A 22,334-nucleotide genomic window follows, 5' to 3' on the forward strand; every position below is an offset into this window, starting at 1 on the left:
GCGTAATCTAGTGATATCTTGTGGAAAGTAAAAAGACTTTGTAGGCTGGCGGGCATGCCTGTCAGGCATGGGCAAACCAAAGAGGGTCTATGGAGCTTCGACATCTGCGGTATTTCCTGGCCGTCGCGGAGACCGGCAGCCTGACCGTTGCAGCCGAACGTCGCTTGCATACGTCGCAACCATCGCTTAGCCGGCAGATCCGCGATCTGGAAGACGAGGTGGGTGTGGAGCTGTTCAGCCGTAGTGCGCGCGGGGTCGAACTGACCGCGGCGGGCAAGGCTTTTCTCGACCATGCGCGGCTCGCGCTGACGCAAGTCGACGCCGCCGTCGAAGCAGCGCGCCGAGCCGCGCAACCCACGAAACAAGTCTTCGCGCTCGGCTTCCTGACCGGCCAGGAAATGACCTGGCTGCCGCGCGCCATGCAGGTGCTTCGCGAAGAACTGCCGAACATCGACGTGACGGTTTCGAGCCACTATTCACCGGATCTCGCTGATGCACTCGCGCGTGGCAAGCTCGACCTCGCGTTTCTGCGTGCCGAACCGGGGTTCGATCTCGAGTACCGCGTGGTCAGCCGCGAAAAGTTTATTGCGCTCATGCCGAGCGATCATCGGTTGACCGGGCGAGCGGCGATCCGCCCGGAGGATTTCGTGGGCGAGCCATTCATCATGGCGTCGAACAAGGCGAGGGTGGCGCACGCGGTGATCGTGCAGTATCTGCAGCAGAGCGGGGTCAATATCACGCCCGAACACGGGGTCGACAATCTGGCAATGGCGATGTCGCTGGTGGCGTCCACGCGCGGGCTCGCGCTGATGCCGGAGTACGCGAACAACCTGATGCCGTGGTCGGTAGTCAGCCGGCCTCTTGAAGGCGATGTACCGACGATCGATCTGGTTATCGGCTATAGCAAGTCGAACACCTCTCCTGTTCTGAAGTTGTTTCTTTCACGAGCGGACGAGTTGACGGTGCATGCTGCGACTTGATCATCGGGGGCCGGCTGCCGCTACTGCCTGGCCGCAGGCAGTCCGACTTTGCGACGCACCTAAATCTTTTTGCCTACCATGTATAAATCCCGCTAAGCCGCGCGACATTGTCAAGGCTAGGCAATGGTGTCTTGCCGTCAGAGACGAGGAGTTATCGTGGAATACATACTGCTGATTTTTCGGAGCGAGGCCGAGCTGAAAGAGATGAGCCCGGCGCAGGGTGTAGAAATGACTGCTGCCTTCGGTGCCTATACCGAAGCGCTGCAAAAGGCCGGGATCATGCGCGGAGGAGCGCGGCTAAGGCCGGTGGAGACGGCTACGACTGTACGTGTCCGGTCGGGCGAGACCAAGGTGCTTAACGGTCCCTACGCAGAGACGCGGGAAGAGCTGGGCGGCTACTACATCATCGACGTGCCTGACCTGGATACCGCGTTGTCATGGACCGCCCGATGTCCTGCTGCCAGCTACGGCACGATGGAAGTACGGCCGATCTGGCCGCTCGGACAGGACTGAGCCCGTGTTGCCGGCCAAGGGTGAGGCGAATCACGCGGCAGGGGCGGCAGAGGCGGCAGCGCGGCGCAGCTATGGCAAGCTGATCGCGTTTCTTGCCGCCCGCACTCGCGACGTGGCGGGGGCGGAAGACGCGTTGTCCGAAGCCTTCGCCGCCGCCCTCACTGACTGGCCGGTCCACGGCGTGCCGCAGAATCCGGACGCGTGGCTATTCACGGTTGCGCGCCGAAAGATGGTCGATGCGGCACGCCGACGGCGTCTTGGAGAGGACGCGGCAGGATACCTGCAGTGGCTCGCCGAACTGGCGAGCGACGAGGATGGCGAGCCGGTCATACCCGACGAGCGCCTGGGCCTCATGTTCGCCTGTGCTCATCCCGCGATCGAGCGCAGCGTGCGTGCGCCGCTGATGCTGCAGGCGGTACTCGGCTTCGACGCCGCGACGATCGCTTCTGCGTTCCTGACGGCTCCCGGCACGATGGGCCAGCGCCTCGTGCGCGCGAAGAGCAAGATCCGCGATGCGAACATCCGCCTTGGGCTGCCTGACCAGACGATGCTCGCCGAGCGTCTGGACACCGTGCTCGAAGCCATCTATGCAGCGTACTCGGAAGGGTGGGCTGATCCTGAGGGGAGCGACGCCCGCCGTCGCAATCTTGCGGACGAGGCGATCTGGCTGGGCCGGCTTGTCGCTTCGTTGCTGCCGGATGACGCCGAGGCGCTCGGACTGCTGGCGTTGATGCTGCACACGCATGCCCGGCGGGCGGCAAGACGAGGTGACGATGGCGCGTACGTCGCGCTGAGCGACCAGGATGTGCGGTTGTGGGACCTGGTCATGATCGACGAGGCGGAGGAACTGCTGTCGCACGCAAGCCGGGGGGGCAAGCTCGGACGGTACCAGTTGGAAGCGGCCGTGCAATCCGCTCATGCAGTGCGGCGGCGCGGTGGCCAGTCTGACTGGGCGGCTATCGTGCAACTGTATGACGCCCTATGCCAATTGACCGACTCCCCGGTGGCGATGCTCAACCGGGCCGTCGCAATCGCCGAGACACAGGGCGCGGCCATAGGGCTCGCGGCGCTCGATGCTTTGGCGGGCGACGCGCGGCTGTCAGAATACCAGCCCTACTGGGCAGCGCGCGCGGAATTGTTGACACGAAACGGTAGCGCAGAGGCGGCGGCGGAAGCGTACCGGCGCGCCATCGGCCTCGAGCGCGATCCCGCGGTGCGCCACTTCCTGCAGCAGCGCGCCGGGACTGTCGGCGGCTAGATCAGGGAAAACCAGACGCTGCGCCAGAAAGCAAATATGGCGGCCTCGACGTTCTCGCTCACAATGGCGTCTCCCGCTTCTGGATCAACCCGGAGACGCCATGACTGCCGTTCACAAGATCTGGAGCCTGCTGGTCGGCAAGCCGCTCGATCCTCTCGACCCGCGCACGCGGCATGCCATTGCCGTCACGCCGCTACTCGCATGGGTCGGGCTCGGTGCGGACGGACTGTCTTCCTCCTGCTACGGTCCTGAAGAAGCGTTCCTGGCGCTCGGTCAGCACACACCGCTCGCCCTGATTCTCGCGTTCGCTACCGCGGCGACTGTTTTTATCATCGCGCTTGGCTACAACCAGGTGATCTCGTTGTTTCCCACCGGCGGTGGTGGCTATCGCGTCGCCACCGCCTTGCTGGGGTCGAGCCCGGGGCTCGTCTCAGGCGCAGCGCTATTGGTCGACTATGTGCTGACAATCGCGACGTCGCTTGCGAGCGGTGTCGATGCGTTTTTCAGCCTGTTGCCTGTCGGCGCGCAGGCATTCAAACTCGCCACCGAACTGACGCTGATCGTCCTGATGACCGGGCTGAATTTCCGTGGCATGAAGGAGTCGATCCTGGTGCTGCTGCCGATTTTTCTCGGTTTTGTCGTGCTCCATCTTGGACTGATCATCTATGGCGTAGCCGTCCACGGCGATCAGCTGGTGGCCGTTGTGCCAGGCGCCGTGGTGGAAGCGCACACCATGTCGCACACGCTCGGACCGCTCGTGGTCGTAGCCTTGCTGATGCGTGCGTTTTCGCTGGGCGGCGGCACTTACACAGGCCTCGAAGCCGTGTCGAACAACGTCAACATGCTGGCCGAGCCGCGCGTGCCGAACGGCAAGGTGACCATGTTCTACATGGCAACGTCGTTGGCGTTCACGGCGGGCGGCATCATCCTGCTTTACATGTTGTGGCAGGCCCGGCCGGTGGAGGGCCAAACGCTTAACGCGGTGGTCTTCGGCAGCGTGATCGACCATCTGGGACTCGGCTCGGCGTTCGCGCGTCATGCGCTGCTGGCAGCGGTGCTGGCCCTCGAAGCGGGACTGTTGCTGGTGGGTGCGCAAACGGGTTTTCTCGACGGTCCGGCGGTGTTGTCGAACATGGCCTCCGATTCCTGGGTGCCGCGCCATTTCCGCGACCTGTCGACGCGCCTCGTCAGGCAGAACGGCATTGTCGTCATGGGGATCGCGAGTCTGGCGATCCTCTTCTGGACGCACGGCAATGTGGACATCCTCGTCGTGCTTTACAGCATTAATGTGTTCCTCACGTTCAGCCTGTCGCTGCTTGGCTTGTGCACGTACTGGTGGCGTCATCGCCGTGACGGTAAAGGCTGGGTGAGACCGTTTGTGCTGTCGGCGCTTGGTCTCTCGGTGACCAGCACCGTGCTGGTCATTACGCTGGTCGAGAAATTCACGGCTGGCGGCTGGCTGACGGTGCTGGTCACGAGCGCGGTGGTCGCCGCGTGCTTCCTGATCAAACGTCACTACAACGATACACGTGCGCAACTCGCCAGGGAGGACGCAATCTTTAGCGACATGCCGCCCGCGACCGATGAATCCGCGTTGGCTAAACCGGACCCCTCTCAGCCGACAGCAATCCTTCTGGTCGGCAAGCATCGCGGTGCAAGCATGCACGCGCTTCTGTGGGTCAACCGGCTCTTCCCGGACCACTTCAAGAGCTTTATATTTCTCGCGGTGGGCGAAGTCGATGCGCAAAGTTACGAGGGGGCGGAACAGCTGGACCGTCTGCAGAAAACGATCAAGTCATCACTCGAGTACTACGTCGCGCACTGCCGCCGGCATGGCATTCCGGCCGATTACCGGATTGGCTTCGGCACGCACCCGATTGGCGAATTCATGAAACTCGCCGAGACCACGATGGATGAGTTTCCAAACAGCGTGTGTTTTGCCAGCAAACTGATTTTCAAGCGGGTCAATTTCCTGACGGCGTGGTTGCATAACCAGACGCCCGTCGAGATCCAGACGCGCCTGCACCAGCAGGGCAGGCAGATGGTGCTATTGCCGATGAACGTAGGATGACGTTGCTGGCGCCGTGGCGATATACGCCAAGCGCCAGCGTTTCCTTCATGCGGGTGCGCCATACAGTCTGCGCAGCTCAAGATTCACCTTGATCACTGCCTGTGCAACAACATAACTACCCGTGCCTTTTAAAACTGATGGCGGATACCCACGGTCACAGCGAGCTGGCTTCCCGTCGACGAGGGCGACAGCGTGTTGATGGTGGCCTCGCTCAATACGGTCCCCGCTTGAGCGCCGGAGACATGTTGATAGACGCCTTCAACATAGAAGTCCGTGCGTTTGCTTAGAGCGTAGTCGGTTTGCAAGGTGCCTTCGTGCCACCTTGGTGACGATCTGGACGCTCCGTTGTTGTACGACCCATCGGTGAACGTATAGGCCGCCGCGAGGCTGAGCGCGGGTGTCAACGCATAGCGGGCATTGACTTCATAGTTGTCGAGCCGCAACTGGCCGGCCAACGGGACATTTCCTGCGCCTCCTGCAAACACGCTGGCCATGTTGTCGATCTGCGAATGCGTCCACAACAAGCCAACCGTGGCCGGGCCAAAGACGTAATTGCCGCCGACACCCCAGGTACGTTGGCGCGTGGCGACGAAGTCGGCGCTGCCGTCGCCGAGTGCCACTGCGCCGTTTGGATTGGTTGCCTGGATGCCGCCTCCAGCGTTGTTCAACTGAAGATACGCCGCCGCAACGTTCAGCGGACCCGCCGAATACGAGGTGCCGAACCCGTACGCCCGGTTGTCTGCGAATCCATTGGCTTTGTTGCTGAACGCGTATGCGCCTCCGAAGGTAAAGCCGGCATACGACACACTCGTGTACTTGACCGCATTGTTAAGACTCATGGAGTCAGCGGCGAGGTTATCGTTGTTGAACGGATGCGCGGACAGGTTGCCGCCGTAGCCGCTGCCTGTAGCCGACAAAGGCCCAAGGTAGTCATTGACCGGATCGAATTGACGGCCCAGCAGCAGCGTGCCGAACTTGTCGCTTTGTATGCCGACGTACGCCTGCTCTCCGAATGCATCGCCGGAATTGAACGACGTGCCGTTATTCAGGTTGAACCCATTTTCGAGTTTGAAAATGGCATGCAGACCTCCGCCCAGGTCTTCCGAGCCCTTCAACCCGTACACGGTATTCTCGGTTGCGGCACTGGTTTCCTGCCAGGCGCTATGACCGCCCTGATTATTGCTATAAATGAGGCCGGTATCGATAACGCCATAGAGCGTAACGCTGCTTTGGGCGTGGGCGGAAACAATGGACACGCACGACAAGGCAGCGACCACGAGGGACTTTTTCATTTCTAAAACTCCGGGATAGTGCAAGGGCCAAAAAACATCGCATCAGTTTCAGGCGTCGCGATCTGCCTGAGCATTCGATGCCGACGGCCTGAACCGCGACTCGGGCAAATGCTATTTGAGCGCGCGTAAATTAGGTGTTAAAAGAACCGTCGGCGGCGTCAGTAAAATCTATAGTCGCGCGTGCTTGACGTTTAACAATAGCTCTTTGCAGGATTGAAAATGGGTGTAGAGATTCGAGAAATGGTGCTGGCTGACTATGAAGCTGTAGTCGCACTCTGGCGGAGTACGCCAGGTGTCGATATTCGCCCGGTCACCGACAGCCAGGACGGGATCGAACGGTTACTTGCCAGAAATCCGGGCCTGAGCGTTGTCGCTTTTGATGACGGCAACCTCGCAGGCTGCGCGCTGGCTAGCCACGATGGACGCCGTGGATTCCTCCAGCATGTCGTGGTTGCGCCGGCTTTGCGCGGTCAAGGGCTCGCCCGGGCGATGATCGACAGGTGTCTCGAGGGTCTGCGGGAACACCAGCTGGGATGGGTACATCTTGATGTTGTCGTCGATAACGAGGCCGGTATGGCCTTTTGGCAAAAGGCCGGCTGGCAGCCCGTCGATACGCTGACCCGACTCTCGCGCGCGCTTTAGGTCGCGCTTAAGTATTCCGCCGGCCGGCCTCAAGAAACCTCCGACCGTTCCTTGCGCAAGAAAACAATGACCGAAACGAGAGTCAGGACCGCCAGCACCAGCGGCCCGATCGTCTTGCCGGCATCGTGCAACATCCATCCGACAATCGCGTCGCATGCCTGCACCGAAGCCAGCAGCAAGCCTAGCACCACGATACCGCCATAGGAGCGCGTAGCCGTCGCGGTCAGCGCTGCCAGGGCGAGCGGCACGCTGCGCGCAACGCCGTACATGGCGGCGGTCTTCATTAGCGGTTCGCCGATGAGCATTGCCACCGAAAAGGCCGCGCTGGTCAGTGCGTTCAAGCAGGTAATCGACGCGCATACGTAGAAGAGGGATTTCGTTCTCATGGGGAATAGTTCATATAGTGAATGATTTAATCAATGTACTATTCGGCCATGAAACAAGCAAGTCACCTGAGTAATACCGCCGGTTACATGCTCAGCAAGCTGGGGCAGGCTGCGACTGAGGAGTTCGCCGAGCGTTTGCGCCCGCTTGGGCTTCGACCGAGGCATTGTGGTCTGCTGGCGGCTATCCGCGGCATGCCGATGGCCTCTCAACTCGCGCTCGGCCAGGCGTTGAACGTGGTGCCTAGCGCGATCGTGCCGGTGATTGACGACCTGGAGGCGCTCGGCGCGATCAATCGCGTGCCGGATGAAGCCGACCGTCGCCGTTATGCGATCCAGCTCACGCCGAAGGGCGCGGCGTTGCTGCAGCAGGCCATGGCGATCGCACTGAAACTCGACGATGCAATTCTCGCTTCGCTGGAAAAGGACGAGCGGGATACGCTGCGCAGGCTACTGGACAAGTTGTCAGCGCGTCCACCGCAAGGGTGAGCGCGAGCGTTCAGACGCACTTGATTCCCGGGCATGTTCCCGGAACAGACCGAGCGTCGTTCCGGGATCGCGGGCAAGCGAAGCACGGTGCCATCAATCGCTCTGCGCACGTCGCTCAATCTTCACGTCAGCCGCAAGCCGGCTTCGCTTTTTTGCATGCGTCCGCAAGCTGAGCCGGAGGATCTTTCTTGAAGACGGTCTTATACGCTTCGAGCACAGTCGACTGGACGACGGGCAAGGACTGCACGCCGATCCAGGCCGGCGGCGTCTGTCCGATGAGCGCCTTCATCATGGCCATCGCCTCGGCAACGCCCTGATCGTAGGGACGCTGCGAACCGGTCGCCTTGAGCGGTCCTCCCTTGGCTATCTCGATCGCGGATTCGAGGCCAAGATCCACTGTCGTGACGGGGATGTTCACCCCCTGCGCCCGCATCGATGTCAGCGTGTCCAACGCCGGTTGATCCCAAACCGCGAACAAGCCCTTGACGTCCGGATTGCCCGTCAGGAAGTCGCCCGCGATTTGTCCCACTTTCGAGGGATCCGTGAAGTCGACCTGCTTGATCTTGATATCGGGCCGGTTCTTTTTCATCCAGTCATTGACCGCCTTGGTGCGCTCCTTCGTGCTGAAGTAATCCACACCGAAATTGACCAATCCAATCGTGGCACCCTGGGGGACGCATGACGCAAGGACCTTGGCCGCGATCTGGCCATTGCCCTCGCTGTCGGCGGAGATCATCGACGCGTATTGCTCCGGATGTTTGAGGCCGGTAGGCACGTTGTCCATGAACACCAGCTTGATGCCGGCCTGCGACACTTTCTTGTACGTCGCAGCGGTCGCGGTGCCGTCGACCGGAATGGAGATGATGCCGTCCGGATGGCGCTGAATGGTGTTCTCGATATCCGCGATCTGCTTGTCGACCTGATACTCGGCCGACGCCGTGCCGATGACCTCCACGCCGTATTTTTTCAGGGTATCGGTAATACCTTGCACCTGCAGCTGGGACCAGTCGAGGTTCATGGTCTGCATGGAAATGCCGACCTTGAATTTACCGGCTTTCACCTTGGCCATGTCAGCGGTGCTAAGTTGCACGGTGTCCACCGAAGCCGCTTTTTCGCCGTTGGGTCCTTGCCCGACAATCGACTTGGGTCCTATCGAGCCTGCCGGCAGCCCGGTCACGCATTGCGCGCGGGCGTCGTAAGAAGACATGATGGCCGCGACGCTTGCCGCTGCCATCACACTGGCTACAACCATTCTCGAGCCACGACGATGTTTCATGATTCTCCTCCGTTGGTTTTGATGTACCGCGTCTCCTGCCCATCGCGGAACCTTGGCCGGCGCGTGGCCGTGGTTCCGTCACTTCTTCGTAAAAGCGACCGCCGCGACAATGATCGCTCCCTTGATGACAAGCTGGAGCGAAGAACTGACGCCCAGCAAAACCAGGCCGTTATTGAGTGTTCCGATAATGAGGCTGCCAAGCAGCGTGCCGAGAACGAACCCCCGGCCACCGAACAAACTGCACCCGCCAAGCGTCACGGAGGCGATCACATCGAGCTCGAGACCCTGCACGACATCGGGGCGTGCTGCATGCGAACGCGCGGAGAGGACGAGTGCGGCGAGCCCTGCGAGCATGCCGGTGAGAACGAAGGCAAGCGTGGTCACGCGCCTGATGTTGATGCCCGAATAAAGCGCTGCGGTCGGATTGCCTCCGGCTGCATAGATCTGCCGACCGAAGACGCTGTAGTGAAGCAGCAAGATGCCGGCGATCACGGCGAGCACCGTCCATATGATCGGCACCGGTACGCCGAGAATATCGCCCTCGCCGAAGATCGCGACGAACGAGTCGTTGGTGATGATGACCGGCTTGGTCGTCGTGACCAGCAATGCCAGTCCGCGCGCAGCACTCAGGGATCCTAACGTCACCAGGAACGAGGGAATGCTCAGCCTCGTGATAATGAATCCGTTGATCGCGCCCACGAGTGCGCCCGTGCCGATGCCCGCAATGGCTCCGATGATCCAGTTGTCGCCGATATGCGCCATCGCCAGCGCGGCGGACATGCCGGACAACGCCAGCGTCGACCCCACCGACAAGTCGATCTGCCGGGCGATGATGACAAACGTCATGCCGATAGCGATGATGGAAACGAGCGCGGTCTGGCGGCCGATGTTCAGGAAGTTGTCGATGGAGAGGAACCACGGCGACGCCAGGCTGAAGACCACCAGCAGGATCGCGAACGCGAAATACAGTGCATACGGCCTGTCTCCCTGCAACAGGAGTTGCACCAGTTGCCACTTACGGCTGCGCCGCTGTTGGGCAACCTGCCCGTCAGTCGCCTGTGTCGAGACAGAGTCGTTCATGTTGCGTGCGCCCCGAAGGAAGTCCCCTTGGGGGACTCGTTGGAAGAACGGGAAAGTTGAATCAGGTGATGAAGCTCTTCGGCGTTGCCGAGATTGGCGCGATCAATGGTATTGACGACGCAGCCATCGACCACGATCGAGACCCGGTCGCATAAGCGCAGCAGTTCATCCAGATCCGAGGAAACGATGAGGACACCTGTGCCGTCCCGGGCGGCGTCCTGGACCACACCGTAGATTTCCTCGCGCGCGCCCACGTCGACACCGACCGTGGGTTCATCAAGGAGAAGGAGTTTTGGCCGCGGTCGATCCCACTTGGCAAAGACTACTTTCTGTTGATTTCCTCCTGACAGGAACTTGACGTAGGTGGAAGAATCCGGCGCTTTCACGGCCAGCTTTTTCATCGCGCTTCGCGCCTGTTGCACGGCTGCCTGGCTGCGCAGCCAACCCCACCGGGAAAAATGCGGCAACCGCGGCAAGGTCAGGTTTCGCTCGATGGAGTGATCGAGGACCAGTCCCTGCAGGTGGCGGTCCTCAGGCACGAGCGCGACGCCCAGTTTGATGGCCTTGGCAGGCGTAATACGGGAGAGCGGCCGGTCGTCGATAACAATAGCGCCAGTTTCAACCGGTCTGAGTCCGAAGATGGTTTGCAGGATCTCGGTGCGGCCGCTGCCGATCAATCCCGCGAGTCCATGGATCTCGCCCTTGCGGACCGTGAGGTCGACATCATGAAGCCGGTCGTTGCCTGCTTTGGATAACGTAAGGATGGGCGCTACGGTCACGGATGCCAGCTCACATCCTGCTGCAGGAAAATCGCTCGCCGAGCCCACAGGGGTTCTTTCCCGGGCATGCAAGGCGGCGTGGCCGGGGCCAATAATTGCTGCGACCAGTTGCTTCATGTCGGTTTCCGCCGTTGGAAACAAGCCGACGTTCATGCCGTCACGGAACACCGTGACGCGCTGGGAAATACGAAACACCTCGTTTAACCGGTGGGTCACATAGATCACACCCACGCCGCGATCCGTCACGGTGCGGATGGCTTCGAAGAGGATCTGTTCCTCGCCCCCGGTCAGCGCCGAGGTGGGTTCGTCGAGAATCAGGATTCGCACGTCTCCCATCAACGCCTTGCAGATCTCCGTCATCTGCCGATACGCGAAGGGGAGGGAACCCACGGGTGTGCGTGCATCGAGCGGGATGCCATGTGCTTTAAGAAAGTCGCTGACCATGGTCATGAGCTCGCGTTTTTTCACGAAACCCAAACGCGTGCGCGGCTCTCGTCCCAGCATCAGGTTGGCGCCGACGGACAAGGATTCGACCAGGCTCAGGTCCTGATAGACGACGGCAATACCCGCATCGCGGGATTTTGCCGGGGAATCGAACGCCACTCTCTGGCCGGCGATCTCGATGGACCCCTCATCGTAAGCATGAACACCGCTCAGGATCTTGATCAGCGTTGACTTCCCGGCACCGTTCTCGCCCAGCAACGCGTGGACTTCTCCGGGAAGTACTTCGAGGTTGACGCCGCGAAGCGCTTGCACGCCGCCAAATCGCTTGGTGACGCCCGCAACACGGATCAATGGCACCTGAGGCGATGAAGCGGCCGCGACCGCAACCGGTTCACTCATCTCGCTTGTCTCCTTCGTCTGCATGACGAAATTCTTTTATGCATTTTGCGAATTTTTTGCTATTGATCGCAAAACGCTGTTGTGATCTTCTCATCGGTTAAATGATGAGTCAATAACATTTTCGGGCATTACAGCGTTATTAATGGCGTCTAGATGTGATGATCGTATCTTCTTATGTAACTATCATTTCGTTTTCGCGTTTCTGGTAAACCCGGCTTAATGGTGCTTCTGAACTAACTCGAGACTCGACTTGCGATAGTCTCTGAGACATGAAGGCAACTCCAAGTCACTACTGTCGAGTGTTCGGCTCGCCCTGGGCGGATGTCTATTGCACGGACATCGACAGTGCTCGTCACTACGGCAAGCACTGGCATGCAACCTTCGGCCTCGGCCTTCTGGAAAACGGCGCGCAAAGCTCCGCTAGCGGTCAGGGGCAGGTGGAGGCCTATGCGGGCAACCTGATCACGACCAATCCCGGTGAGGTGCATGACGGCCGCCCGATTGGCGGCGCTTCGCGTCGCTGGCGCATGGTGTATCTGGAACCCGGGGTGATTGCTTCCATGCTGGGCGATCCTCGGTCTCGCACCGCTTCCGATGTGGCGCTCACGCGTCCTGTTATAGAAGACCCGCGACTCAGTGCTGCGCTGCGGCAACTGTTTCGGCGCGTTGAGAACTGCGGCGCTGAGCGGCAGTCGACCAGCGCCAATGTCCTCGCGTGCGAAGAGTCCCTGGTCCAGACCTGCGCGCTTCTGCTGAATGTCCATTCCACTGTTCCACCCGCTCGCGAGATTGGCGGGGACCTGAGGCAGGTTCGCGAACGGCTTGGCGATGACTTGCTGAATCCGCCGACGCTAAGCGAACTGGCCACGATGGCGGGCTTAAGCAAATATCAAGTCCTGCGCCGCTTTGAAAAGATCTATGGTGTGCCGCCGCATTCCTGGCTGTTGCACCAACGCGCCGAGCGAGCTCGAAGCCTCATTCGCGAAGGGTTAAGCCTGGCGCAGGCGGCGGCGTCGTGTGGTTTCGCTGATCAAAGCCACATGACGCGCCTTTTCGTTCGTCAGTTCGGATTCACGCCCGGTGCCTGGCAGAAAGCTGCCGTGCGCGCGCTGCAATAACGTTCAAGACGAGCGCCGGAGTGGACAGCGACACTGGGCCACCTACTTGAAGGAGGTCTGGATTCATGGACGCTTATGTACACGGTTATCAATCGCATGAGAACGATCGCTTGCAAAACCAGGCGCGAACGCTGACTGACCTGCTGCACTTCGACACGCTTTATCCTGCCGGCCACACCGTGCTGGAGGCGGGATGCGGCGTCGGCGCGCAGACGGTTACGCTGGCTCAGCGCAGCCCGGATGCACGATTCACCTCGATCGATATTCGCCCGGAATCAATCGACGCAGCCCGGCAAAAAATCAATGCAGCGGGACTCACGAACGTTACGTTCCAGCACGCCGATATATTTTCGCTACCGTTCAACGCAAGTTCTTTCGATCACGTTTTTGTTTGCTTCGTGCTGGAGCATCTCGCGCGGCCCATCGAGGTGCTTACGTTGCTCAAGCGTCTGCTCAAGCCGGGTGGAACGATCACGGTCATTGAAGGGGATCATGGCTCGGCGTATTTTCATCCGGACAGTCATGCTGCGCGGGCGGCCATTCAATGCCAAATCACGTTGCAGCAGCAGGCAGGAGGCAATGCGCTTATCGGCAGGCAGTTATATCCGCTGATGACCGCGACGGGTTTCGATAAGGTTCGCGTGTCGCCTCGCATGGTCTACGTGGACTCGAGCCGGCCTGATCTGGTCGATGGATTCACGAGGAAGACGTTTACCGCGATGATCGAGGGCGTTCGCGCGCCAGCGATATCGGCCGGCCTGATCAAACCGGAAGATTTCGATGACGGCATCAGAGACCTTTATCGAACCACGCAGGCAGATGGGGTGTTCTGCTATACGTTCTTTAAGGGCGTGGGGCAGAGGTAAGCGGGGCGGCGGATCGATTGGGCTCCATGTAATGGCACGCAGAGCCGCGGAACGAAGATCTTCCGCGGTTAGCGCCGCCCAGGCGTCGACGCGGACCATTCCTAAGCTTTTGCAAGCAACTGATCACGCAGCTTGTGCCGCTGCTTCCGCTTCAAGCGCTGCTTGTACGGTCGCACGCCTGCCGACCCGGCCCATATAACTCACGATCGACGGCCACCGGCCGAGATCGATTGAGAAAAAACGAGTCCAGCGAAGTACCGTAAAAAGGTAAGCGTCGGCCACGCTGAATTGCGCACCCAACAAATAGTCATGCTGATTCAGGACCGATGCGACCTGGTCTAGTCGCTTGAACAGCTTGTCCTTGAAAATCGCCTTGACCGTGTCTGGAATTTCCGCGTTGAAGAGTGGGCTCAACCCTGCGTGAATTTCACTGGTGATGAAATTCAACCATTCCTGCAAACGCGTTCGCTCCCACGTGCCGTTCGCGGGCGCAAGCCTTGCCTCGGGCTTCAGGTCTGCGAGATATTGAACGATCGCCGCGCCTTCCGTCAGCACTTCGCCGTTATCGATTTCCAGTGCAGCCACGTAGCCTTTCGGATTGATCGAAAGAAAGTCGCGGCCGTCAGCCGTCTTTTTGGTTTTGTTGTTCACCCTGACTAACTCAAACGGAAGATTCAATTCGCGCAGGACGATATGCGGCGACAACGAGCAGGTCTCGGCAGCGAAATATAACTTCATGCACACCTCGTTCAAGATTCGGAGCGCAGAGTGTGGCTAGGTCGAATGGCACTTACTTAAGCCCGTGGCACGTGCCCATATTTTCGGACGCGCTCGCGTGCGATGTGACGAGGCTCTTTCAGCCATGGGTAAGACTTCGGTCTTCGTTTGCGCATTCGTGGTTCGATGCGACCGGGACGATTCCCAACGCAAGGCTGCGCGATCAGGTTGAACAGGAGACTCTGGTCGTGGGTTGCTGCCAGACCTCGGGCCAGCCATTCAGTCCATAACTGCACGGTGTGTTTGAAACTCAGTGTTCTCGGATCGGTGGCATAGTGGCTCGCGGCCTGAGCCATCAGCAACCGAATCACGTTATAGGCCAGCAGATGGACCCAAATCTCCTTCTCGTTCATGTGGGCAGTCTGGCAATGCAGTACGTCCATACCCATCGTCGTCTTGATGTTACGTAGATCCAGTTCCACGTTCCAACGCCTGGCGTACAACTGCGAGAGCTCCTGTTTGCTGGTCTTGCGTGCATCAAGCATCGTGGTGACCAGCACCCGGTGATGCAGCCTGGACTCGCGCACCATCAGTTCATCGGGGAAGGCCTGGTACTGCTCACGCGTCATCCAGTCGGGACGCTGCCGGGGTTTGGGCCACGTCACAATGTGATCGCGCATGCCCAGCGACTTGCCTCGCCGAAAGTCGGTGCGGCGCGCCCCATGCTGTTCCATCACGACATCCACTCCGGCGGCGATCATTGAGGCCATCAGAAAGTAGTGGCAATACAAGGCATCGGCGACGATCACATCACCTTTGCGAAACGTATCTTGCAGCATGCGAAACGCCGTCAGCTCCCCGCTGCCTTTGCCCGCGTACGTTCCGACACTCGCCTCCAGCACTGCGCCGCTTGCCAGACAGATCACCGCAACCAGATAGGCTAACGGAAATCCCACTCCTTCAGCCTGAGAACTGGACTGCGGGAAGCGGGCCTGGTTCGACGGCGTATCGGGCATCGAGATCCCTGTCCCGTCAACCAGCTTGACCGGGCGCCCGCGCCACGTCCAGGCCGCTCTGGCCTGCTCGTGCAGTTGACGTCCTGTCTCGCGCGTCAACTCCCGCACCATCGTCAGAGGCAGTCTCTGGCGAGCGCGGCAGTAGCCTCCCGTACGCACACTCATGGGTCGCAGCCCGTCGGCAGCTCGCTGCGCAGCCCACCCGTTGACCGCCTTCTGACAGGAGGCGTCCTCTTCCAGCGCCTGGCGCATGAACATCGACAGTGTCACCGTCGGCGGATACAGCCGTTCCCGATGTTCTGGCAAATGCGCTTCCGTTATGTCCAACAGCTCCGGGCTCGTCAATATGTTGAAGTAGTCAACCGCCTGGGCCCTGCGTGCCCGGCTTTGAACGCCGCCTAGTGTTTGCCTGTGATGACTTCGTGCATTACGATCCATGGGGGCTGGTCCTTGGAATGAGACGGGTGTTTGCCTGGTAACAACCATCCTATCAATCCCTGGATCAGCCTCCTCCGTTTCTCTTCAAGTACTTACCCGCGTCTTCTCCTCCATGCTGGCTTAAGTAAGTGCCATTCTGGCTAGGTCGGTTCTTCTTGTAAAGAAGGCAGACTTTTGTTATCTAGGTACAAAAACTATACCGGGTGATGCGGTGAAAGAGAATGTATCGGGTTGTTCGGTCGAAGAGGCCATGAGACTGCTTGGCGGACGTTGGCGATTGCTTCTCGCCTCGTTTCTTCTCGATGGGCCAAAGAGATTTAACGAACTGCGCCGCCATGTTCCGAACATTTCGCAGCGAATGCTGACGCTCGACTTGCGCGCTTTAGAGGAGGCTGGCCTGGTCAAACGCACGGTCTATCCCGAGGTTCCGGTCAAGGTGGAATACAGCCTGACTGTAGAGGGCGAGCGCTTACGAAAAATCGTCTCGGTGCTGCAGGAATTTGGGTTATGGCTGAAGGATAGGAAGACTGCGACCTAGGCTCCGGACAGCCCAAACCAGGCACTAGTTAACGTTAAGCGCTCGGAAGACCAGGAATATCGACACCGAACGTCTGGAGCAACAGGACCGCGTTAAGCGACAGCACCGCAACGGCAGCGAAAATGGCTGCGAATTTGATCAGCGTCCGGTTTTTGTACGAACCCATGACGTCCGTCCTGCACGTGAACCAGACGAGTGCTGCCATGGGAAACGGCAGCGCAAGACTCAGCACGACCTGGCTCATGATCAGCGCTTGCGTTGCATTCACGCCGAGCCAGACCACGACGAAGCTAGGGACCATCGTGATCGCGCGACGCAGCCATAGCGGAATGCGGAATCCGACGAACCCTTGCATGATCATTTGACCGGCCATGGTTCCCACGACCGAACTTGAAATGCCCGATGCGATCAACGACAAGAGAAAAATGCCCGCAGCGGCAATACCAAGCAGCGGCGCAAGCGTGTGATAGGCGGTTTCGATCTCGGCCACTTCCGGATGACCTGAGTGAAAAGCGCCGGATGCCATGATCACCATTGCCATGTTGATCATGCCTGCAATAGTCAGTGCAATGATCACTTCCACGTTTGAGAACGTGAGCAGCCTTTTGCGTTCGGCTTCGGTCTGGGGAGGCAGGCGGCCCTGGGTGAGCCCGGAATGAAGAAACAGCGCGTGCGGCATGACCGTCGCGCCGATGATGCCCACGGCGATGGTCACGGCTTGCGCGTCGGGCAATTCGGGTTTGAACAGATGCAGCCCGACCTGAAACCACGCGACAGGCGCGATAAAAAGCTCCGCCAGATACGACAACCCGATAATGCCGACCAGCGCGCCGATGATCAGCTCCAGCGGCCGGTATCCCGCTTTCTCGAAGAACAATAAGCCATAGGTTATGACGGCCGTGACGATCATGCCGATCAACAACGGCATGTGAAAAAGCAGGCTAAGCCCGATCGCGCCACCCAGGAATTCGGCCAGATCGGTGGCCATGGCCGCGACTTCGCTTACGCCCCACATCACATAAACGAGCGGTTTCGGTAAGTAATCCCGGCATAGCTCGGCCAGATTTCGACCGGTGACGATTCCCAGTTTTGCGGAAAGTGCCTGGAATAGCATGGCAATGACGTTCGCCAGCAGCACAACCCACAATAATCCATACCCGTATCGCGCGCCGGCCTGGATATTGGTCGCGAAATTGCCCGGATCCATATAAGCGACGGAGACCACTACCGCCGGCCCGGCAAAGGGCAGGAGCACGGACCAGCCCGTGCGGCGGCCTTCCAGCACATCGCGCATGGCCAGGGTCGTACTGTCGCTCATTGATCGACTAGTTTCAACGCGGACTCGGTCATCCATTGCTTGATTCGATACGTTAGAGATAAGGTTCGTTTCGTGGCGACGGGCTTGGCGCTCGCCACGGCGGCATTACATGCAGTGTTTCGATAGCTTTCTGTCGGTTTCACCAGCGCGTTAAGCTATCAAAGCACAGTTTTGGCCTTTTCGGGCTCCCTCGTTGTTATTCCTTTCAATATGCTTAGCACTGCAATCAGAAGCCTTTCAGTGGCGGCGGTCGTCGGCCTGCTTTTCCAACACCTCGCTTTAGCAGATACTCCGGCCGCGCCGAAGGTTATCGTGCTGGATTCCGGCGAGGCGCAACTGACGTTAATTGATGAAGCAAAACGACAGGTCCTGGCTACCGAACCAACAGGTAAAGAACCCCATCACCTGATGATTACGCCGGACAGCAGTTCGCTTATTGTCGCCGACTCTGTGTCGAATGATCTGATCTTTGTCGATCCGCGCAGCGGCAAGGTACAAAAACGGGTTGAAAACATAGAAGATCCGTACCAGCTCGGTTTTTCTCCCGACCACAAATGGTTCGTCACCGCTGGTTTGCGGCTGGACCGGGTCGATATCTATAAATACGACGGCCACGACCTCACGCTTGCAAAGCGTGTCCCACTCGGGAAAACGCCTAGCCACATGACGTTTTCTTCTGACGCGAGCACGGTATTCGTCACGTTGCAGGATTCAGGCGAACTCGCTGCAATCGATCTGGCCACTCAAACGGTGAAGTGGAAGATGCCGGTCGGGAACACGCCGGCCGGTCTCTGGATGACGCCGGGCGATCGGAACCTGCTGGTCGGCATGACGGGCGAAGACGACGTTGCCGTTGTTGACTGGCATAAGCAGCAAGTCATAAAACGCATTCAGACTGGCAAAGGCGCGCACAACTTTCGCAATCTGGACGACGGCAAACACATTGCCGTGACCAATCGCGTGGCCAGCACAATCAGCATCCTGGACTACACAACGTTGGAGAAGGTTGGCGATATCACGGGCTTATTGCCCGGACCCGACGACATGGAACTGTCTGCCGATCGTAAAACTCTTTGGGTGACATTCCGGTTTGCGCGTCATGTCGGCGTGATCGATCTCGCCAGCCGCAAACTAATCGACACCATCGCGGTCGGACGTTCTCCGCATGGGCTTTATTTTGCGGACCGGGCGCCTGTGTACGCACCGAATCCGGATTGACATGCGCGGCGCTTTAATTCCCCTCGGTTCATTTTCAGGTAGTGCAAGAGGACCTCTATGATTACTGAAATCGTCGCGCAACTCGACAATGTGGTCTCTACGCTGCAGACCCTGTTATACGTCGACGTCGTCCAGCCGATCTTCTTCAAGGTCGGTTTGATGGGGTACGACGAAGATACCTACGATGCGCTCTACTGGGTGATCATCGGGGTGCTGGAGATACTGGCTACCTTCGCGATCTTGCGTCCGCTGGAGGCGTTGCGGCCGATCGAAACATGGCAAGACAGGAAGGCGGTTCGTTCTGACGTCTTCTATACCTGGATTGCCAAGCTAGGCCTCATTAACCTGACGTTCTTCTTTCTCCTGCAGCCCTTGTTCAATCATTGGCAGAGCCTGATTGCGATCTACGACATACCGAACATCGACATCGACAGCGTTTGGCCCGGCGTGACGGATCAACCGGTCGTGTCGTTCCTGATCTATCTGGTGATCCTGGATTTCGCGGGTTACTGGTATCACCGCTGGCAACATCGCTTTGGCGTCTGGTGGGAGCTTCACGCCGTTCACCATAGCCAGCAGCAGATGTCGCTCTGGGCAGACGACCGCAATCACTTTCTCGACGACATCATCCAGGCGGCATTCTTCGCGGCGCTTTCGCTTTTTATCGGCGTCCAGCCATCGCAGTTCGTGGTGCTGGTCGCGGTCAGCAACGTGCTGCAAAGCATCCAGCACGTGAACGCGCACTTGCCGGTTGTTCCGTTCCTTGATCGCCTGCTGGTGAGCCCGACGTTTCATCGGCGTCATCACGCGATTGGTTATGGTCATGAAGGCACGCGTTATGGCTGCAACTTCGGCGTCCTGTTTCCGTGGTGGGATATGTTGTTCAAGACCGCGGCGTGGAATCGCGCGACCGAGCCGACCGGCATTCGGGACCAGTTGCCTGTGCCGGAAGGTTTTGCGCGCAACTATGGACACGGAGTGTGGGCGCAGCAGTTTTACGCGTTCGGACGGATTGCACAGCGCCTTCGCCGTGCGGCTTCTGCATGATTGGAGACTGAGGGCAGGTGGTTTAAGCGGGCTGCGCACGCCGGGTCGGGTAGGGCGCGGGAAGCAGCCCCGACCGGGTGCGGCCCGTGAACGAAAATAGACTTGCTTAACCACTCCGCGGTAATGGCGATCGCCTGATTGCCATTACCGCATGTTGACACGCCTGATTTCTCTTATACCGGGCGCCTTCACCTCCAATGCCTTGGCTCACAAGGCGGCCGCCCCATCCCTTCTTCAGCGTTGCTCGGCGCCATTTCACGTCACCCCCGACGCCAAACTCACCCGCGTTTTTACACTTTCTTTATACCCCCGCTCGTTCTCTTTTCCGGCCGTTTACGCGCGATCAACTAACCTTCAGCACGTCCAAATCCGCTACGGGAGATCAAAACAATGGACCTGCTATATATCGCCGGCATCATCGCCTTCTGGGTAGTGACTGCGGCCCTTGCCATCGGTTGCGACAAGTTGCGTCGCGCTCCGGGAGGTCGTCCATGACCACCTGGATGATGATCCTGGCAGGTGCTTCGACACTGCTGTTATTCGTGTACCTCGTGTACGCACTATTGCGTGCGGAGGATCTGGAATGAACGCCAATACGCTGTTTCAAACGGGCTTGTATATCGTCGTGCTGATCGCGCTTGCGATTCCGCTCGGCCGGTATATGACCTCCGTGCTCGACGGCTCGTCAGTAGTCGTCCGACGCATCGGCCGCCCGGTCGAAGCGCTGTTGTACAAGCTTGCCGGCGTCGACGACAAGGCGGAAATGTCGTGGAAGCACTACGCATTTGCCGTGCTTGCCTTCAATGCGCTCGGCGCCTTGGTCGTGTTCGGGTTCCTGCGCTTGCAGCAGTGGCTGCCGTCCAACCCGCAATCGTTCGGTCCGATGACCCCGGACGCCGCGTTCAACACGGCAGTCAGCTTCGTGACCAACACGAACTGGCAAGACTACACGCCTGAGTCGACCGCGAGCTACCTGTCGCAGATGGTTGGCCTGACCGTGCAGAACTTTTTCTCTGCCGCGACTGGTATTGCCGTTGTCGTTGCGCTGATTCGCGGTTTCGCGCGTCACACCGCTACGACCATCGGTAACTTCTGGGTCGACCTGACGCGCATCACGCTGTACATCCTTGCGCCGATCGCCACGGTTATCGCGCTGGTGTTCGTGAGCCAGGGCGTGATCCAGAACTTCGAGGCTTACCAGGATGTCTCCACGGTCCAGACGACGACCTACCAGACGCCGAAGACGGATGCGCAGGGCAATCCGGTCAAGGACGCCAAGGGCAATCCGGTGATGGTGGACAACAAGGCCGACAAGCAGACGATCGCGATGGGTCCGGTTGCTTCGCAAGAAGCGATCAAGATGCTCGGCACCAACGGCGGTGGTTTCTTCAACGCCAACTCCGCGCATCCGTACGAAAACCCGACGCCGTTCTCCAACTTCGTCCAGATGATTGCAATGCTCGTCATTCCAGCGGCGTTGTGTGTCGTGTTCGGGCGCATGGTGGGCGACAAACGGCAGGGCTACGCGATCCTCGCGGCGATGACCATCGCCTTTACCATTGCATGCTGGGGCGAGATTTCGTTCGAGCAGGCCGGCAATCCGCTGTTCACCTCGCTGCACGTTGACCAGAGCGCGTCGGCCATGCAGGCAGGCGGTAACGCCGAGGGCAAGGAAGTTCGCTTCGGTATTGCGCAGTCCGGCATCTTTACGGTTGCTACCACGGCTGCATCGTGTGGTGCGGTGAACAACGCGCACGACTCGCTGACGCCAATGGGCGGCTTCGTACCGCTCTTGTTGATCCAGCTCGGCGAAGTGATTTTCGGCGGCGTGGGTTCGGGCTTATACGGGATGCTGGTCTTCGCCATGCTCGCGGTGTTCGTCGCCGGCCTGATGATCGGTCGTACGCCTGAATACATCGGCAAGAAGATCGAATCGTACGAGATGAAGATGGTGGCTATCGTGGTGTTGCTGACGCCGTTCCTGGTGCTGCTCGGTGCGTCGATTGGCGTGCTGACGACAGCGGGTCAAGCGGGCATAGCGAACCCCGGGCCGCATGGATTCTCCGAGATTCTCTACGCCTATAGCTCCGCTGCGAACAACAACGGCAGCGCCTTCGCTGGCCTTACGGTAAGCACGCCGTTCTACAACATCTCGACCGGCATTGCCATGTGGTTCGGCCGCTTTGGCTCGATCATCCCGGTGCTGGCGATCGCGGGTGCGCTCGCCGCCAAGAAGCGTATTGCCACTACGGCCGGCAGCTTGCCGACCCATGGTCCGCTGTTCGTCGTGTTGTTGCTCGGCACAGTCGTGCTCGTCGGTGCATTGACCTACGTTCCCGCGCTCGCGCTGGGTCCCGTGGTCGAGCATCTGATGATGCTCTCGGGCAAATAAGCGGTCACTGATACAGAGGAAAGTATGAACACAATTGTCAAACCGCCAGTGAAAACGCCG

Annotated in this window: 21 protein-coding genes; 13 read left to right on the top strand and 8 right to left on the bottom strand. The window is 59.3% G+C overall.

Annotated elements, in window-relative coordinates; translation table 11 throughout:
* Nucleotides 1–89: 89 nt before the first annotated feature.
* From EOS_RS04860 to EOS_RS04875, 4 genes are all read left to right on the top strand, one after another.
* Nucleotides 90–980: a LysR family transcriptional regulator gene (locus EOS_RS04860; protein WP_047845460.1), complete on the top strand. Its 891-nt coding sequence runs from the start codon at nt 90–92 to the stop codon at nt 978–980.
* A gap of 156 nt (nt 981–1,136) precedes the next feature.
* Nucleotides 1,137–1,493: a YciI family protein gene (locus EOS_RS04865; RefSeq protein ID WP_047845461.1), complete on the top strand. Its 357-nt coding sequence runs from the start codon at nt 1,137–1,139 to the stop codon at nt 1,491–1,493.
* 4 nt (nt 1,494–1,497) lie between these two features.
* Nucleotides 1,498–2,751: an RNA polymerase sigma factor gene (locus EOS_RS04870; RefSeq protein ID WP_200908609.1), complete on the top strand. Its 1,254-nt coding sequence runs from the start codon at nt 1,498–1,500 to the stop codon at nt 2,749–2,751.
* A gap of 100 nt (nt 2,752–2,851) precedes the next feature.
* Complete coding sequence (locus EOS_RS04875; protein ID WP_047845462.1) at nt 2,852–4,822, top strand: APC family permease; 1,971 nt, start codon at nt 2,852–2,854, stop codon at nt 4,820–4,822.
* Between the two features lie 128 nt (nt 4,823–4,950).
* Here the strand turns inward: EOS_RS04875 and EOS_RS04880 are convergent, their stop codons facing one another.
* Complete coding sequence (locus tag EOS_RS04880; RefSeq protein WP_047845463.1) at nt 4,951–6,114, bottom strand: porin; 1,164 nt, start codon at nt 6,112–6,114, stop codon at nt 4,951–4,953.
* Nucleotides 6,115–6,333: 219 nt separating this feature from the next.
* Between EOS_RS04880 and EOS_RS04885 the strand changes: the two genes are divergently transcribed.
* On the top strand, nt 6,334–6,756 hold the full coding sequence (locus tag EOS_RS04885) for a GNAT family N-acetyltransferase (RefSeq protein ID WP_047845464.1): 423 nt from the start codon (nt 6,334–6,336) through the stop codon (nt 6,754–6,756).
* 29 nt (nt 6,757–6,785) lie between these two features.
* On the opposite strand, the gene EOS_RS04890 is transcribed toward EOS_RS04885, so the two are convergent.
* A complete protein-coding gene (locus EOS_RS04890; protein WP_152693078.1) occupies nt 6,786–7,142 on the bottom strand; it encodes a hypothetical protein in 357 nt (118 codons plus the stop codon).
* A gap of 48 nt (nt 7,143–7,190) precedes the next feature.
* Between EOS_RS04890 and EOS_RS04895 the strand changes: the two genes are divergently transcribed.
* On the top strand, nt 7,191–7,628 hold the full coding sequence (locus tag EOS_RS04895; RefSeq protein ID WP_063779062.1) for a MarR family winged helix-turn-helix transcriptional regulator: 438 nt from the start codon (nt 7,191–7,193) through the stop codon (nt 7,626–7,628).
* 127 nt (nt 7,629–7,755) lie between these two features.
* Here the strand turns inward: EOS_RS04895 and EOS_RS04900 are convergent, their stop codons facing one another.
* The 3 genes from EOS_RS04900 to EOS_RS04910 form a co-directional block, all read right to left on the bottom strand.
* Nucleotides 7,756–8,904, bottom strand: coding sequence for a substrate-binding domain-containing protein (locus EOS_RS04900; protein WP_047845467.1), 1,149 nt, complete (start codon nt 8,902–8,904; stop codon nt 7,756–7,758).
* Nucleotides 8,905–8,982: 78 nt separating this feature from the next.
* Nucleotides 8,983–9,984 carry an ABC transporter permease gene (locus tag EOS_RS04905; RefSeq protein WP_047845468.1) on the bottom strand — a complete coding sequence of 334 codons (1,002 nt, stop codon included), beginning with the start codon at nt 9,982–9,984 and terminating at the stop codon, nt 8,983–8,985.
* Nucleotides 9,981–11,606, bottom strand: a complete 1,626-nt coding sequence (locus tag EOS_RS04910) for a sugar ABC transporter ATP-binding protein (protein ID WP_047845469.1) — start codon at nt 11,604–11,606, stop codon at nt 9,981–9,983. The genes EOS_RS04905 and EOS_RS04910 overlap by 4 nt, the downstream gene beginning before the upstream one ends.
* A 269-nt stretch (nt 11,607–11,875) precedes the next feature.
* Here EOS_RS04910 and EOS_RS04915 point away from each other — a divergent pair, with 269 nt between their 5' ends.
* Together EOS_RS04915 and EOS_RS04920 are read left to right on the top strand one after the other, a co-directional pair.
* Complete coding sequence (locus EOS_RS04915; protein ID WP_053063749.1) at nt 11,876–12,724, top strand: AraC family transcriptional regulator; 849 nt, start codon at nt 11,876–11,878, stop codon at nt 12,722–12,724.
* Nucleotides 12,725–12,789: 65 nt separating this feature from the next.
* Complete coding sequence (locus EOS_RS04920; protein WP_047845471.1) at nt 12,790–13,590, top strand: class I SAM-dependent methyltransferase; 801 nt, start codon at nt 12,790–12,792, stop codon at nt 13,588–13,590.
* Between the two features lie 123 nt (nt 13,591–13,713).
* Here the strand turns inward: EOS_RS04920 and gstA are convergent, their stop codons facing one another.
* Both gstA and EOS_RS04930 read right to left on the bottom strand, forming a co-directional pair.
* Nucleotides 13,714–14,328, bottom strand: coding sequence for a glutathione transferase GstA (gene gstA, locus EOS_RS04925; protein WP_047845472.1), 615 nt, complete (start codon nt 14,326–14,328; stop codon nt 13,714–13,716).
* 56 nt (nt 14,329–14,384) lie between these two features.
* Complete coding sequence (locus tag EOS_RS04930; protein WP_047845473.1) at nt 14,385–15,761, bottom strand: IS4 family transposase; 1,377 nt, start codon at nt 15,759–15,761, stop codon at nt 14,385–14,387.
* A gap of 250 nt (nt 15,762–16,011) precedes the next feature.
* On the opposite strand from EOS_RS04930, the gene EOS_RS04935 reads away from it, so the two are divergent.
* Nucleotides 16,012–16,299, top strand: coding sequence for a winged helix-turn-helix transcriptional regulator (locus EOS_RS04935; protein WP_407639107.1), 288 nt, complete (start codon nt 16,012–16,014; stop codon nt 16,297–16,299).
* A gap of 34 nt (nt 16,300–16,333) precedes the next feature.
* Here the strand turns inward: EOS_RS04935 and EOS_RS04940 are convergent, their stop codons facing one another.
* Nucleotides 16,334–17,653, bottom strand: a complete 1,320-nt coding sequence (locus tag EOS_RS04940; RefSeq protein ID WP_047845475.1) for an Nramp family divalent metal transporter — start codon at nt 17,651–17,653, stop codon at nt 16,334–16,336.
* Between the two features lie 174 nt (nt 17,654–17,827).
* Between EOS_RS04940 and EOS_RS04945 the strand changes: the two genes are divergently transcribed.
* The 4 genes from EOS_RS04945 (at nt 17,828) to kdpA (ending at nt 22,274) form a co-directional block, all read left to right on the top strand.
* Nucleotides 17,828–18,835 carry a YncE family protein gene (locus EOS_RS04945; protein ID WP_082163213.1) on the top strand — a complete coding sequence of 336 codons (1,008 nt, stop codon included), beginning with the start codon at nt 17,828–17,830 and terminating at the stop codon, nt 18,833–18,835.
* A 57-nt stretch (nt 18,836–18,892) separates the two neighbouring features.
* Complete coding sequence (locus tag EOS_RS04950; RefSeq protein WP_047845476.1) at nt 18,893–19,882, top strand: sterol desaturase family protein; 990 nt, start codon at nt 18,893–18,895, stop codon at nt 19,880–19,882.
* Between the two features lie 491 nt (nt 19,883–20,373).
* On the top strand, nt 20,374–20,469 hold the full coding sequence (gene kdpF, locus EOS_RS04955) for a K(+)-transporting ATPase subunit F (protein WP_063779061.1): 96 nt from the start codon (nt 20,374–20,376) through the stop codon (nt 20,467–20,469).
* Nucleotides 20,466–22,274, top strand: a complete 1,809-nt coding sequence (gene kdpA, locus EOS_RS04960; protein ID WP_047845478.1) for a potassium-transporting ATPase subunit KdpA — start codon at nt 20,466–20,468, stop codon at nt 22,272–22,274. The genes kdpF and kdpA overlap by 4 nt, the downstream gene beginning before the upstream one ends.
* Nucleotides 22,275–22,334: the final 60 nt, after the last annotated feature.

Source organism: Caballeronia mineralivorans PML1(12) (assembly GCF_001028175.1).
In the GTDB taxonomy this organism is placed as follows: domain Bacteria; phylum Pseudomonadota; class Gammaproteobacteria; order Burkholderiales; family Burkholderiaceae; genus Caballeronia; species Caballeronia mineralivorans.

Excerpts from the sequence above, each read along its gene's own strand:
- EOS_RS04950 (WP_047845476.1), top strand. The coding sequence starts at position 18,893 with ATGATTACTGAAATCGTCGCGCAACTCGACAATGTGGTCTCTACGCTG.
- EOS_RS04945 (WP_082163213.1), top strand. The coding sequence starts at position 17,828 with ATGCTTAGCACTGCAATCAGAAGCCTTTCAGTGGCGGCGGTCGTCGGC.
- EOS_RS04935 (WP_407639107.1), top strand. The coding sequence starts at position 16,012 with ATGAGACTGCTTGGCGGACGTTGGCGATTGCTTCTCGCCTCGTTTCTT.
- EOS_RS04900 (WP_047845467.1), bottom strand. The coding sequence starts at position 8,904 with ATGAAACATCGTCGTGGCTCGAGAATGGTTGTAGCCAGTGTGATGGCA.
- kdpA (WP_047845478.1), top strand. The coding sequence starts at position 20,466 with ATGAACGCCAATACGCTGTTTCAAACGGGCTTGTATATCGTCGTGCTG.
- EOS_RS04915 (WP_053063749.1), top strand. The coding sequence starts at position 11,876 with ATGAAGGCAACTCCAAGTCACTACTGTCGAGTGTTCGGCTCGCCCTGG.
- EOS_RS04885 (WP_047845464.1), top strand. The coding sequence starts at position 6,334 with ATGGGTGTAGAGATTCGAGAAATGGTGCTGGCTGACTATGAAGCTGTA.
- gstA (WP_047845472.1), bottom strand. The coding sequence starts at position 14,328 with ATGAAGTTATATTTCGCTGCCGAGACCTGCTCGTTGTCGCCGCATATC.
- EOS_RS04920 (WP_047845471.1), top strand. The coding sequence starts at position 12,790 with ATGGACGCTTATGTACACGGTTATCAATCGCATGAGAACGATCGCTTG.
- EOS_RS04890 (WP_152693078.1), bottom strand. The coding sequence starts at position 7,142 with ATGAGAACGAAATCCCTCTTCTACGTATGCGCGTCGATTACCTGCTTG.
- EOS_RS04880 (WP_047845463.1), bottom strand. The coding sequence starts at position 6,114 with ATGAAAAAGTCCCTCGTGGTCGCTGCCTTGTCGTGCGTGTCCATTGTT.
- kdpF (WP_063779061.1), top strand. The coding sequence starts at position 20,374 with ATGACCACCTGGATGATGATCCTGGCAGGTGCTTCGACACTGCTGTTA.
- EOS_RS04940 (WP_047845475.1), bottom strand. The coding sequence starts at position 17,653 with ATGGATGACCGAGTCCGCGTTGAAACTAGTCGATCAATGAGCGACAGT.
- EOS_RS04910 (WP_047845469.1), bottom strand. The coding sequence starts at position 11,606 with ATGAGTGAACCGGTTGCGGTCGCGGCCGCTTCATCGCCTCAGGTGCCA.
- EOS_RS04875 (WP_047845462.1), top strand. The coding sequence starts at position 2,852 with ATGACTGCCGTTCACAAGATCTGGAGCCTGCTGGTCGGCAAGCCGCTC.
- EOS_RS04930 (WP_047845473.1), bottom strand. The coding sequence starts at position 15,761 with ATGGATCGTAATGCACGAAGTCATCACAGGCAAACACTAGGCGGCGTT.
- EOS_RS04905 (WP_047845468.1), bottom strand. The coding sequence starts at position 9,984 with ATGAACGACTCTGTCTCGACACAGGCGACTGACGGGCAGGTTGCCCAA.
- EOS_RS04895 (WP_063779062.1), top strand. The coding sequence starts at position 7,191 with ATGAAACAAGCAAGTCACCTGAGTAATACCGCCGGTTACATGCTCAGC.
- EOS_RS04860 (WP_047845460.1), top strand. The coding sequence starts at position 90 with ATGGAGCTTCGACATCTGCGGTATTTCCTGGCCGTCGCGGAGACCGGC.